12 protein-coding genes are annotated in these 12,330 nt (G+C 55.3%); 8 read left to right on the forward strand and 4 right to left on the reverse strand.

All coding sequences use genetic code 11. The features are described from left to right. The first annotated feature begins 25 nt into the window (after positions 1-25). On the forward strand, positions 26-1,894 hold the full coding sequence (locus RYZ27_RS09745; RefSeq protein WP_406679311.1) for a DUF885 domain-containing protein: 1,869 nt from the start codon (positions 26-28) through the stop codon (positions 1,892-1,894). Positions 1,895-1,897: 3 nt separating this feature from the next. On the opposite strand, the gene RYZ27_RS09750 is transcribed toward RYZ27_RS09745, so the two are convergent. From RYZ27_RS09750 to RYZ27_RS09765, 4 genes are all read right to left on the reverse strand, one after another. Further along, complete coding sequence (locus RYZ27_RS09750) at positions 1,898-2,284, reverse strand: response regulator (protein ID WP_406679312.1); 387 nt, start codon at positions 2,282-2,284, stop codon at positions 1,898-1,900. Between the two features lie 92 nt (positions 2,285-2,376). Then, positions 2,377-2,994 carry a response regulator transcription factor gene (locus tag RYZ27_RS09755; protein WP_406679313.1) on the reverse strand — a complete coding sequence of 206 codons (618 nt, stop codon included), beginning with the start codon at positions 2,992-2,994 and terminating at the stop codon, positions 2,377-2,379. Then, positions 2,991-4,184: a PAS domain S-box protein gene (locus RYZ27_RS09760; RefSeq protein ID WP_406679314.1), complete on the reverse strand. Its 1,194-nt coding sequence runs from the start codon at positions 4,182-4,184 to the stop codon at positions 2,991-2,993. The genes RYZ27_RS09755 and RYZ27_RS09760 overlap by 4 nt, the downstream gene beginning before the upstream one ends. 12 nt (positions 4,185-4,196) lie before the next feature. Then, on the reverse strand, positions 4,197-4,457 hold the full coding sequence (locus tag RYZ27_RS09765; protein ID WP_406679315.1) for a hypothetical protein: 261 nt from the start codon (positions 4,455-4,457) through the stop codon (positions 4,197-4,199). A 156-nt stretch (positions 4,458-4,613) separates the two neighbouring features. Between RYZ27_RS09765 and ccoN the strand changes: the two genes are divergently transcribed. Genes ccoN through RYZ27_RS09800 form a run of 7 tightly spaced genes read left to right on the forward strand, consistent with a single transcriptional unit; the run spans position 4,614 to position 12,330 of the window. Next, positions 4,614-6,293, forward strand: coding sequence for a cytochrome-c oxidase, cbb3-type subunit I (gene ccoN / locus RYZ27_RS09770; protein ID WP_406679316.1), 1,680 nt, complete (start codon positions 4,614-4,616; stop codon positions 6,291-6,293). 12 nt (positions 6,294-6,305) lie between these two features. Next, positions 6,306-7,073 carry a cytochrome-c oxidase, cbb3-type subunit II gene (gene ccoO / locus RYZ27_RS09775; RefSeq protein ID WP_406679317.1) on the forward strand — a complete coding sequence of 256 codons (768 nt, stop codon included), beginning with the start codon at positions 6,306-6,308 and terminating at the stop codon, positions 7,071-7,073. A 15-nt stretch (positions 7,074-7,088) separates the two neighbouring features. After that, on the forward strand, positions 7,089-7,253 hold the full coding sequence (locus tag RYZ27_RS09780) for a cbb3-type cytochrome c oxidase subunit 3 (protein WP_406679318.1): 165 nt from the start codon (positions 7,089-7,091) through the stop codon (positions 7,251-7,253). Then, positions 7,243-8,127, forward strand: coding sequence for a cytochrome-c oxidase, cbb3-type subunit III (gene ccoP / locus RYZ27_RS09785; protein WP_406679319.1), 885 nt, complete (start codon positions 7,243-7,245; stop codon positions 8,125-8,127). Before RYZ27_RS09780 ends, ccoP begins: the two co-directional genes overlap by 11 nt. Positions 8,128-8,150: 23 nt before the next feature. Then, a complete protein-coding gene (gene ccoG / locus RYZ27_RS09790) occupies positions 8,151-9,623 on the forward strand; it encodes a cytochrome c oxidase accessory protein CcoG (protein ID WP_406679320.1) in 1,473 nt (490 codons plus the stop codon). Beyond that, positions 9,620-10,126, forward strand: coding sequence for a FixH family protein (locus RYZ27_RS09795; protein WP_406679321.1), 507 nt, complete (start codon positions 9,620-9,622; stop codon positions 10,124-10,126). Before ccoG ends, RYZ27_RS09795 begins: the two co-directional genes overlap by 4 nt. Beyond that, a complete protein-coding gene (locus tag RYZ27_RS09800; RefSeq protein ID WP_406679322.1) occupies positions 10,123-12,330 on the forward strand; it encodes a heavy metal translocating P-type ATPase in 2,208 nt (735 codons plus the stop codon). The genes RYZ27_RS09795 and RYZ27_RS09800 overlap by 4 nt, the downstream gene beginning before the upstream one ends.

Raw genomic sequence — 12,330 nt, forward strand, 5'->3', positions numbered from 1 at the left:
AAGGACTTCGAAGGACAATCTGATAATGCGTTTACATACTGCTTTTGCTGCGCTCGCCCTGGCTGGTCTGACAGCGTGCGGACAGCCCTCGACATCACCTCAGGCGGATAAATCCGAGACCAACAGCCCTGAGATTTCACAGGCTGATCGCGAAGCTGAAACAGCGCGTCTGAATGAGTGGTTTGAAGTCAAATTCAATGAAGCCGTTGCACGAAGCCCGATGACAGCGACCTTCCTTGGCTCCCGCGAAGGCTACGACAAATGGGACGATGTTTCGATGGAAGCGCAAGACAGGGAAATGGACATCCAGCGCCTCAACGTGGCCGAGATGCGCCAGGAGTTTGATCCTGCCAAACTGACCGATCAGGGTGCCCTCTCCTTCCGATTGGCCGAGTACAATCTGGAGCAGGCGGAGCGCGCCAATAAGTGGCGCTCGCACAACTATACCTTCAATCAGATGTTTGGTGTGCAATCGCGCATCCCATCTTTTCTCGTGGCCCAGCATAAGGTGATCTCGAAAGACGACGCAGAAGCCTATATTGCACGACTGGTCGGTATTGAGGCATATCTTGGCCAACACTTGACCAACACAAGGGCTGCCGCAGGCAATGGCATCCGCCCACCCCTTTTCGTTTATGACTATGTTCTCTCTGATGCCCGTAATGTGCTGTCAGGAGAGCCGTTCAGTGCAGAGCGAATCGACAGCCCTCTTCTGGCCGACTTCAAAGGGAAAATTGATGCCCTTCTGATTTCAGAAACCATCACAGAAGAAGAGCATGACGATCTTCTGGCTCGCGCCATAACAGCTTTGAATGACCATGTTGGCCCGGCTTATGACGGTCTGATTGCCTATATGGAAGCCGACCGCGAAAGCGCCACGACCGATGATGGCGCCTGGAAGCTGCCAAATGGCGACAACTATTACGCAGATCGGCTGGCGCAAATGACGACAACGGACATGAGCGCAGACGAGATTCATGATCTGGGCCTCGCCGAGGTTGCGCGCATCCATGGTGAAATGGAAGCCATTATGGTGGAGGTCGGTTTTGAGGGCACACTTCAGGACTTCTTTGAATTTACCCGGACAGATGAGCAATTCTTCTATCCGAACACACCAGAAGGCAAAGAACGCTACCTGAATGAAGCAACCGACATGATCAATATCATGGAAGAGGCCCTGCCCGCTTACTTCAAAACCTTTCCGCAAGCCTCGCTGGAGGTCAAAGCCGTTGAGCCTTTCCGTGAAAAATCCGCTGGCAAAGCCTTCTATCAGCGCCCTGCCCCGGATGGTTCGCGCCCCGGCGTCTACTATGCCAATCTGTACCGCATGCAGGATATGCCAATCTACCAGATGGAAGCGCTTGCCTATCATGAAGGCATTCCCGGCCATCATATGCAGCTCGCGATTTCTCAGGAACTTCAAGGCCTGCCAAAATTCCGCAAGTTTGGCGGCGTAACCGCCTATACGGAAGGCTGGGGCCTTTACAGCGAGTTCCTGCCAAAGGAGATGGGCTTCTACACCGATCCCATGTCAGACTATGGACGGCTCGCTATGGAGCTCTGGCGCGCCGCGCGTCTAGTCGTTGATACAGGTCTGCACGACAAACAGTGGACACGCGAAGAAGCGATCCAATACCTTCTGGATAATACGCCAAACCCGGAAGGGGACTGCATCAAGGCAATTGAGCGTTACATTGTGATGCCCGGACAAGCGACAGCCTATAAAATCGGCATGAACAAGATCATTGAACTGCGCGAAGAGGCCAAGGCTGAGCTTGGTGAAGCGTTCGACATTCGTGACTTCCACGAGATCGTACTCAAGGATGGCCCGGTCCCACTCGCTATTCTGGAAGAGAATGTGAAAGCCTGGACGGCTTCAATCAAAGCGGGCTGACGGTCAGCCCGCGAGGACCGCGTTCATCCGCTCAAGGACGACATTCCCGGCAGGTGGCTTTTCAATCACATCGCTATAGCCCGCCGCTTCGGCGCGGGCTTTTAGCGTGTTGGAGAAAAAACCGGTAATCATAAGAGCCGGGGCAAGAACACCTGATTCGCGCAAACGCGACAGGAGTTCCAACCCGTCAATCTTGGGCATCTTGTAATCAATCAGGAAGCAATCAGCTTGCGGCATAACCCGGTTGGATAATAGCTCAACGCCGCTGCGATACACCTCAACGGTAAACCCGCGCGCCCTCAGCAGAAGCGTCAATGAACGGCGCACATCCTCGTCATCTTCGACGAGGACGATCCGACCAGATTCAAGAGGTTTGCGTTGGGCGCTCATAGAGTTTGGCTTTCCGCCGAGTTACCTGTTTCTTATCTCCCAGATAGGATGCAAGAGACAACTCGTCTTTAGGTAGTGTTCCTAAAATGCGATTATTCAAAGCCAAGGCCAGCAGAAAACGCAGTTTTTAGTGCTGCAGACAGGCTATCTGCCCCTAATTTGTCCATCAAATTAGCCCGGTGAATCTCAACCGTTCTGGCTGAAATATTCAGATCTTCAGCGATCGACTTGTTTGTCAGACCTTCAACCAGACGGTCCAGAACATCACGCTCACGTGGGGTGAGACCCGCCAGTTGAGCTTTTGCTTCCGCCTCACGCTGGCCATGAGCGACCTTGTTTTCAATCTGCTCGAAAGCTTTTTGAATAGAACCAACTAGCTGGTTTTTTTCATATGGCTTCTCAAGAAAATCAATCGCCCCTGCTTTCATCGCCTGAACAGCAACCGAAACATCACCATGCCCGGTAAGCACAATCACAGGCATATCAATCCCATGCTGGGTCAAGGCCTGCTGGACCGCCAGGCCATCCATGACCGGCATACGGACATCCAGAAGAATACAACCTGTATCTTCTGGCCCCGCCTCGTTCAGAAATGTCACACCATCCTTATACGTCTTCACCGTATAGCCCGAATGTCGCAGCATGAAGCTTGCAGAATGGCGGATAGCCTCGTCATCGTCGACTAAGTGTACATTTCTTGGATTTGTCATTCTACAGCCTTTGCCGGTGCTGTTTTCAGGCGGAACCCAAAGGTCGCACCCTGCCCGGTCTCTGATTTACACCACATCTCACCGCCATGTCCGTCGACAATCGTCTGACAAATAGACAGGCCCAGCCCCATACCAGTTGGTTTGGAGGAGTTAAAGGGCTGGAAGGGCTCGCCATCGGCTTCTTCCGGCAAACCTGGTCCGTTATCCCGTACCCGGATTTCAATCTCGTTGCCATCATCGACAAGTTCTGCCTCAAGCCAGACCATTGGCTGATCCATATCCCCCATGGCTTCGCTTGCATTGCGAATGAGGTTGACCAGGACCTGCTGGATCTGGACCCGGTCAGCCATGACTTCAGGCAAACTCTCAGGCGCCGAATCAACGATGCGTGGCATTGGTCCATCGACCCCAATCTTTGCCAGAGAGGCCGCATCATTCAGAACTGTTTTGATATCGGTCGGTCGAGTTTCAATCTCGCCGCGCGAAACATAATCACGCAGGCGGCGAATGATTTGCCCGGCCCGAATCGATTGCTGTGAGGCCTCATCGAGTGCCTCCTTCACCACTTCGAGGGTCTGTGGATCAGGCGTCGTTAGCAGGTCACGTGCAGCCTCAAGATAGTTGGCCACGGCTGTCAGGGGCTGGTTCAGCTCATGCGCCATGGCCGAAGCCATTGTACCGACAGCGCTGAGACGAGAGAAATTCCCAAGCTCCGCCTGCATCTGACGCATACGGTGTTCGGTCGCCTGCTTCTTGCTGATATCGCGAACATAACCGGTAAACAGGCGATGCTCACCCAATTTGGCTTCACCGATCTTCAACTCAACAGGAATCGTATCGCCATTGGCCAGACGGGCCTCGACGACACGGCCAATACCGATGATCTGCTTTTCACCTGTCTCAAGATAGTTGCTGATATAGGTGTCGTGATAACTGCGATCACGCCCGCCCATCAGTACCCTGATATTCTTTCCGGCAACATCTTCAGCGCTGTAGCCAAACAACCGCTCGGCCGCGGCGCTGAACGCAACGATGTTGCCGACCTCGTTGATGACGATCATGGCATCAGGAACCGATGCAAGAATCGACCTCAGGAGTGACCGAAGCGTATCGTCCTCATGTGGGGAAAAAGGGTCAGGGCTACTGAAAGACTGAGACATCATCCAGCCTTTGTAACGCGCGTCAGGCATTTCGTGCAGCCCCTAGGACAAAATATTCGCACGCGCCTTTTGCCGCACCCGCCAAGTCAAAGCATGTGCCATCAAAGCAAAACCAAATGCTGCCACATAACAGCCCCAGCAATGTAGACGCTGCCAGATCGGCGTATCAACACTGATGGACATTTCACCGCCAAAGCACATTGGGATGACAAGTGTTCCGGCCGCCAGCGAATGATCGAACGCTTTAACAAGGCCAACAATCAATAGAGCGAGTCCGAAAAGAACCTGATTACGAATAGACATGGTGTACCCCTGCTTGTGTTGGTTCCGTCATAACAAGCGCGTCAGGCGCGCACATAGGGATAACCCCGTATTCAGCGTTTCGTCGCGTCCCGATACCTCTCAGCCATTATGCAACAGCCCCGTCCTTAGGGGGATAGCGGAGGGTCAAGGACAACCATGACGCAAGCCTTAGATAAACTCAGACAAGGGAGCACGAGTATCGTGTCCGTAGGTGTATTCCTCGGCATCTTCCTCCTCTGCGCCCTTTTGATCGCGGCCAACGCCGCCGATCCAATGATGGGCGCTCATGCCTGGATGTTCATTATGATGGCAGGGGCTTTCCTGCTGGGCATGATGCTCTGGGCAGGCGGCCTGAACAACAAGGATGCCTTTGACAGCACGCAATATGAGAACGCGCTGATCAAATGGGGCGTCTTCGCCTCCATGTTCTGGGGCATAGCGGGTCTGCTGGTTGGCGTTGTGATTGCGCTTCAGCTAACCTTCCCCAACATTTTCTATTTCCCGGAATGGGGATGGACAAATTTCGGACGCCTTCGCCCACTGCATACCAGTGCGGTGATTTTTGCGTTTGGGGGTAACGTCCTTCTATGTACCAGTTTCTACGTCGTGCAGCGCACCTGCCGTGCGCGTCTGGCTGGCGGCATGTGGCCATGGTTCGTGTTCTGGGGCTACCAGATCTTTATCGTCATGGCGGCGACGGGTTACCTGATGGGGGTTACCCAGTCGAAAGAATATGCTGAGCCGGAATGGTATGTTGACCTGTGGTTGACCGTTGTCTGGGTCGCCTACCTCCTGGTCTTCCTGGGCACAATATGGAAACGGAAAGAGCCACACATTTACGTGGCAAACTGGTTCTACCTGTCCTTCATTGTCACCATCGCGATGCTGCACATCGTCAACAACCTGTCGATTCCGGTCAGCCTGACTGGCTCGAAATCAGTACAGGTCTTTGCCGGGGTTCAGGATGCGATGACCCAGTGGTGGTATGGCCACAATGCGGTTGGGTTCTTCCTGACCACAGGCTTCCTCGCCATCATGTACTACTTCATTCCAAAGCGCGTAAATCGGCCGGTTTACTCTTACCGTCTGTCCATTGTGCACTTCTGGTCCCTGATCTTCATCTATATCTGGGCCGGTCCTCACCACCTGCACTACACAGCGCTGCCACAATGGGCACAAACGTTGGGGATGACTTTCTCGGTCATGCTCTGGATGCCAAGTTGGGGGGGTATGATCAACGGTGTCATGACCCTGTCTGGTGCCTGGGATAAGCTGCGCACGGACCCGGTTGTCCGGATGATGGTCGTCTCACTCGCCTTCTACGGCATGTCGACTTTCGAAGGGCCGCTAATGTCGGTTCGCGCGGTGAACTCACTCAGCCACTATACTGAATGGGGCATTGGCCACGTTCACTCCGGTGCTCTGGGCTGGGTTGGCTATATCAGCTTCGGTGCCCTGTACTGTCTGACACCATGGCTGTGGAAGAAGAAGTCTCTATTCTCGACCAAACTGGTTGAGTGGCACTTCTGGGTCTCTACCATCGGTATCATCTTCTACATGATCTCCATGTGGTTTGCGGGTATCATGGAAGGTCTGATGTGGCGTGCTTACAACGAGTTCGGCTTCCTTGAGTACAGCTTCGTTGAAACCGTTGAAGCCAAGCACATCAGCTACATGATCCGTGCACTTGGTGGTTCACTTTACTTCGCTGGTGCTGGCCTCATGGCCTACAACCTCGTCCGCACAGCTCTGGGCCATGGCAACGCCAAAAGCCTGACTGCTGCAGAATCAGAAGCCGACAAAGGCGGGCAGCCTGCGCTGCAGCCTGCTGAATAGGAGATTGGTTCAATGGGACTAATGAAAAATCACGGCGTTCTAGAGCGCCACTCACTTCTCCTGACGGTGGCCATCCTTGTGGTGGTCTCCATCGGCGGGATCATCCAGATGGCTCCATTGATGTACATGGACAACACCATTGAGAAGGTGGACGGGATGCGTCCCTACACCCCGCTCGAACTGGCTGGCCGTGACATCTACATCCGCGAGGGTTGCTATGTCTGTCACAGTCAGATGGTCCGCCCACTGCGTGATGAGGTAGAGCGCTATGGCCACTACTCACTGGCAGCGGAGTCTATGTATGACCACCCGTTCCAGTGGGGGTCGAAGCGGACAGGGCCTGATCTAGCCCGTGTCGGCGGCAAGTACTCTGCTGAGTGGCAAGTGGATCACCTTAAAGACCCACGCGCACTGGTGCCTGAGTCTGTCATGCCACCTTATGCCTTCCTGGCCGATAAAGAGCTGAAATTCGATGACATCGAAGATCGCCTCAAAGTCGAGCGTTTTGTCGGTGTGCCTTACACTGATGAGATGATCGCCGGCGCCAAGGCTCATCTGGTCGCACAAGTCGATCCAGAAGCCGACTTTGACGCTCAGGATGAGCTGATTGCCTTGTACGAAGCAGCCGCTGGCCGTGAAGGCACCGTAGAGATGCGTGACTATGATGGTGACCCAACCCGGATCACCGAAATGGATGCGCTTGTCGCTTACCTTCAGATGACCGGCACATTGGTGGACTTCTCCACCTACCAAGCCGACGACATCCAGAACCGTCGCTAGGAGAGGAGATCACACATGTATGAAATGCTTTCCAGCTTCGCTCAGACCGGAGGCCTTGTGTACTTCGTTCTGATGTTCGCAGGCGCCCTGATCTACGCCCTATGGCCGAAGAACCAGGAGAAATTCGACGCAGCCGCCCGGTTGCCCCTGTCCGACGGAGGACCAGACGATGAGCACTGAAAATAAAGACATCGACACCATCAGTGGCACGGAAACAACCGGCCACACCTGGGATGGGATCAAGGAGCTGAATACGCCCCTCCCCCGCTGGTGGCTGATCACATGGTATATCACCATTATCTGGGCGATCATCTATATGATCTTCATGCCCGCCATCCCGGCCCTGCCCGGCATGGGCACCAATACAACGGGTCTGCGTAATCACTCAGACCGGGATCTGGTGGCTGCTGCTGTTCAGGAACTGAAAGCTGAGCGTGAACTGCAAAGTCAGGTCCTCCTAAATGCCACGCTTCAGGAGATTGAGACCGACCGTGAGCTTCAGCAATTTGCTTTGGCGATGGGTGAATCAATCTTCGGCGACAATTGCGCCACCTGTCACGGTGCCGGTGGTCGCGGCGCAGTAGGTTACCCTGCCCTTGCCGACGATGTCTGGCTCTGGGATGGTACGCTGGACGGGATTGAGTACACATTGCGTCACGGTATTCGCCACGAGGCAGACCTCGACACCCGCTTCTCTGCGATGCCAAGCTTTGGCCGTGACGGCATCCTCAGCACCGAAGAGATTGGTGACCTGACCCAGTACGTCTTGCACGTCTCTGGACAGGAAGCAGACATGGCCGCAGTTGGCCGGGCCACACCAGTCTTTGAAGCCCAATGCTCAACATGCCATGGCATAAACGCGCAGGGCGACCGGTCGCAGGGTGCCCCGAACCTAACTGATGCAGAATGGCTCTATGGTGGTTCTCAGAGTGTGATTTACGACACGATTTATAACGCGCGTAACTCTCACATGCCAGCTTGGCAGGGCCGCCTTGACGATGCCTCTATCAAAGCTGTGGCTGTTTATGTCCACACGCTTGGTGGCGGCGAGTAAGCGACGAAAAGGCTAAAACAGAGATGGCAAAAGTCACCCTCGATCTCCACAAAGGCAATAGCGGCGGATCACAACCGCCGCTTGAGCCAGAGCACCTCTATGAGAAGCGTAAGCAGATTTATCCGAAGCTCGCCCACGGGACGTTTCGGAACCTGAAATGGCTGGCAATGGCCGTTCTGCTGGGCATCTACTATGTGGTGCCATGGATCCGTTGGGATCGTGGCGAGGGTATTCCTAACCAGGCTGTTCTAGCTGACTTCGAAAGCGAGAAATTCTACTTCTTCTTCATCGAGATCTGGCCGCAAGACATTCACTATCTTGCTGGCCTGCTCATATTAGCCACGTTGGGCCTGTTCCTCGTTACCTCCCTCCTCGGACGGGTCTGGTGTGGCTATGCTTGCCCTCAAACCGTGTGGACCGACCTATATATCTGGGTCGAGCGCGCGTTTGAGGGAGATCGCGCCGCCCGTATGCGGCTGGATAAGGGCCCGATGACCCTCAACAAGTTCGCCCGCAAACTTGGAAAACATCTGGTCTGGATTCTAATCGCCTTTGTTACGGGTGGCGCGTTTATCCTTTACTGGCATGACGCCCCAACCATCGCACGCACTTTCCTGACGGGCGAGGCCCCTTTGACCGCCTATTGGTTTACCGGGGTTTTGACAGTTCTGACCTACTTCCTCGCCGGACATATGCGCGAGCAGGTCTGCACCTATATGTGCCCATGGCCTCGTATTCAGGGCGCCCTGACCGATGAACAGGCGCTCAACGTGACATACCGTTATGATCGCGGTGAACCACGCGGCGCCCATCGTAAGTCTGAAAGCTGGGACAATCGCGGCGACTGTATCGATTGTAACCAGTGTGTGCAGGTCTGCCCGATGGGCATCGACATTCGTGATGGTGCACAACTAGAATGTATCCACTGCGCCCTCTGCATCGATGCCTGTGATCAAATCATGGATAAGGTCGGACGCCCAAGAGGTCTGATCGCCTATGACACAGATGTCGCGGTTGAAACCCGCGCCTGCGGCAAGCCTGCGCCTAAGTTCAAGATCTTCCGCGTCCGCACCATGCTCTATGCCGGACTGATGCTGGTAATCTCCAGCTTGATGCTTTTCGGTTTCAGTACCAAAGCGACGCTGGAAATGAACGTGTTGAAAGATCGCTCGCCACCATTTGTACAGCTCAGCAGCGGTGACATCCGTAATGGCTATACCCTGAAGCTCGTCAACAAAGTGTCCGGGGAGCGTGATTTCAATCTGACCGTAACCGGTCCAGAAGCGTTGACCTTCAGAGTCGCTGGCTTCAGCGAAGAGATCGCACATGGCGATACAATCACCTTGCCCGTACAATCCTTCGGTGTTGATCGCTACCGTGTTCTGATCACAGCCCCAGATGGCCGCGCCCAACGCCAGGTTACTTTCACCATCACCGACGCAGAAAGCGGTGAAACCACAACCAATCGCTCATCCTTTAGAGGCCCAGGACAATGACCGACATGACAGCAGACGACCAAACCCCGAATGGCAAAAAGCTAAAAGGCTGGCATGTTCTGCTGATCATGCTTGGCTTTTTCGGGGTCATTTTCTCGGTAAATGGCGTCTTCCTGTATCACGCCATTACCAGCTTCCCGGGTGAGGACGTGAAGAAGTCCTATGTTCAGGGGCTCAATTATAATGACACGCTTGCTGCCCGTGCCGCTCAAGCTGAGTTAGGCTGGACAGCCGCAATTGGTGTTGATGCCGATACGCTGGTTTTCCAATTGGATGATCAAGACGGACATCCAATCACGAGCCGTGTTGCCGTCGCTGATCTGCGCCGCCGGGCCAGTGACGCTGCTGATCATAGCTTCATCCTCAAGGCCAACTCCAAAGGCGAGTACACTGCTGAGGTTGGTATGATTGAAAAAGGTCAATGGTTTGTCCGCGTCAATGTCATGGATTATGATGGCGAGACCGTAAAATTCACGGCGGACAAAACCTTTATCGTCAAATGACCGACCTACCTGCAAATGCCGATGGCGGCGGCTGCCCATCCGGGCTTGCCCCACCTGATACGAAATCGGCTCATGGCACAGACCTTTCGGCTTTTGTGACCCAGAAAGGCAATTTGAACCGCCTGCACTTGTCGGTTCGCGGAGCCAAATGCGGTGGTTGCCTCTCCAAGATTGAAAAGGCTGTCCATGCCCTGCCCGGGATAGATACAGCCCGCCTCAACCTGTCCAACGGCCAGATGGAAGTGCTCTGGGCCGGAGACCTGAAACCCTCTCGAATTGGCGAGACCATCTCCAATCTTGGCTATGGCGTCAGCGTCCATAGCGAAGACGATGCCGCCAAGGATGCCAAGCGCGAGGAGCGTAGCTTGCTCATCGCCATGGGCGTAGCTGGCTTTGCCGCCGCCAATATTATGCTGCTCTCGGTTTCGGTCTGGGGCGGTCATGGTGAAATGGGTCAGACGACACGCGATGCGCTACACGCGATTTCCGGTCTGATTGCTCTACCAGTCTTGGTCTTCTCTGGCCGTCATTTCTTCAAATCAGCGTGGAGCGTCCTGAAACACGGTCGCGCCAATATGGACGTGCCGATTTCACTCGCCCTCATCCTGGCTTTCTCTGTCAGTGTGTTTGAGACCATCAATAGCGGCAAGCACGCCTATTTCGATGCGGTCGTCATGCTGCTCTTCTTCCTGCTGATCGGGCGCTTTCTTGACGCCCGGCTACGCAGACAAGCCCATGCAGCCGCGCACGACCTTGCCGCCTTGCGCAACAGTTCAGTCAACCGGATCACCTCCGATGGCAAAACCGAGACCATCCGCGCTGACGCTGTAAAGGAAGGCGACACCATCCTACTCGCTGCAGGGGAACGCGCCGTTGTTGATCTGCGCCTGACCTCCGGCACCAGCGAGATTGATGAAAGCCTTGTCACGGGTGAAAGCCTGCCCCGGATCGCAGCGGCTGGCGCAACCGTCTATGCGGGCAGCGTCAATCTCGGTCAGCCCTTGCGCGGCACAGCGCTCGGCGCAGCCGCCGACAGCTTGCTCTCAGATATCGCCGGTATGCTGGAGGCGGGCGAACAACGCCGTTCAACCTATCGCAAGATCGCCGACAAAGCTGTCAGTCTCTATGTGCCCTTCGTCCACACCGCCGCTTTACTAACCTTTATTGGCTGGCTGGTCTTCGGGGCCAGCATTCGCGAGGCAGTTATGGTTGCCGTCGCAACGCTGATCATCACCTGCCCTTGCGCGCTCGCTTTGGCCGCTCCCGTGGTTCAGGTCGTTGCCTCAGGGCGCCTGTTCAAACAAGGCATCTATCTGAAATCCGGGGACGCGCTTGAGCGCCTTGCGACCGTCGATCATGTTGTCTTTGACAAGACAGGTACGCTGACCCTTGGCGAGCCTGTCCTGAATGAAGACGGCGTCGATCCAGAAACGCTCAACAAGGCCGCCATGCTGGCCCGGGCGAGCCGTCATCCGCTCTCCCGCGCGCTCGTAACAGCCGCTGGTGCCGGCAATCTTGCAACAGATGTCAAAGAGTTTCCCGGCTTGGGGCTTGAGGCTGATCTGGACGGGGTCACGTGTCGCCTCGGCTCAGCAGACTGGGTCGGCGTAGAGGCCGCTGAAGCCACTGATGGCCCGAGCCTCTGGTTCCTAGAAGGCGAGAATACCCCGATCCTGTTCCGCTTTAGCGATGAACCCCGTGAAGACGCCGCCGAAACCATTACCGCGCTTGAGCAGCTTGGCCTTAGCCTTGAAGTGCTCTCCGGCGACCGCGCAGACGCTGTTCAGCGCCTCTCTGACCGTCTCGGCATCGATCAATGGACCGCGCAGGCCAGCCCACAGGATAAGGTGGAACGGCTGGAAAACCTACGCGCAGAGGGCCGCCAGACCCTGATGGTTGGTGATGGCATCAATGATGCAGGCGCTCTGTCGCTCGCCCATGCCTCACTCACCCCCGGCGGCGCGATGGATGTCAGCCAGTCGGCCTCGGATGCCGTATTCAGTGGTGGCCTTTCCGGTATTCTGGATACGCTGTCGGCCAGTAAAACGGCCCGCACCCGCATGCAGCAGAACTTTGGTCTCGCCGCGCTTTACAATCTCATCGCCATCCCGATCGCGGTCACGGGTAATGTCACCCCGCTCATCGCGGCAATTGCGATGTCTGCTTCGTCTTTGGTTGTGACAATAAATGCCTTGAGGCGCTAA

Origin of the sequence: Hyphomonas sp. FCG-A18, assembly GCF_045287255.1 — a bacterium.
Taxonomy (GTDB): Bacteria; Pseudomonadota; Alphaproteobacteria; order Caulobacterales; family Hyphomonadaceae; genus Henriciella.

Bases quoted from the DNA above. Each gene is read 5' to 3' on its own strand.
- ccoG (WP_406679320.1), top strand. From the start codon at position 8,151: ATGGCAAAAGTCACCCTCGATCTCCACAAAGGCAATAGCGGCGGATCA.
- RYZ27_RS09750 (WP_406679312.1), bottom strand. From the start codon at position 2,284: ATGAGCGCCCAACGCAAACCTCTTGAATCTGGTCGGATCGTCCTCGTC.
- RYZ27_RS09760 (WP_406679314.1), bottom strand. From the start codon at position 4,184: ATGCCTGACGCGCGTTACAAAGGCTGGATGATGTCTCAGTCTTTCAGT.
- RYZ27_RS09745 (WP_406679311.1), top strand. From the start codon at position 26: ATGCGTTTACATACTGCTTTTGCTGCGCTCGCCCTGGCTGGTCTGACA.
- ccoO (WP_406679317.1), top strand. From the start codon at position 6,306: ATGGGACTAATGAAAAATCACGGCGTTCTAGAGCGCCACTCACTTCTC.
- ccoP (WP_406679319.1), top strand. From the start codon at position 7,243: ATGAGCACTGAAAATAAAGACATCGACACCATCAGTGGCACGGAAACA.
- RYZ27_RS09800 (WP_406679322.1), top strand. From the start codon at position 10,123: ATGACCGACCTACCTGCAAATGCCGATGGCGGCGGCTGCCCATCCGGG.
- RYZ27_RS09795 (WP_406679321.1), top strand. From the start codon at position 9,620: ATGACCGACATGACAGCAGACGACCAAACCCCGAATGGCAAAAAGCTA.
- RYZ27_RS09755 (WP_406679313.1), bottom strand. From the start codon at position 2,994: ATGACAAATCCAAGAAATGTACACTTAGTCGACGATGACGAGGCTATC.
- ccoN (WP_406679316.1), top strand. From the start codon at position 4,614: ATGACGCAAGCCTTAGATAAACTCAGACAAGGGAGCACGAGTATCGTG.
- RYZ27_RS09780 (WP_406679318.1), top strand. From the start codon at position 7,089: ATGTATGAAATGCTTTCCAGCTTCGCTCAGACCGGAGGCCTTGTGTAC.
- RYZ27_RS09765 (WP_406679315.1), bottom strand. From the start codon at position 4,457: ATGTCTATTCGTAATCAGGTTCTTTTCGGACTCGCTCTATTGATTGTT.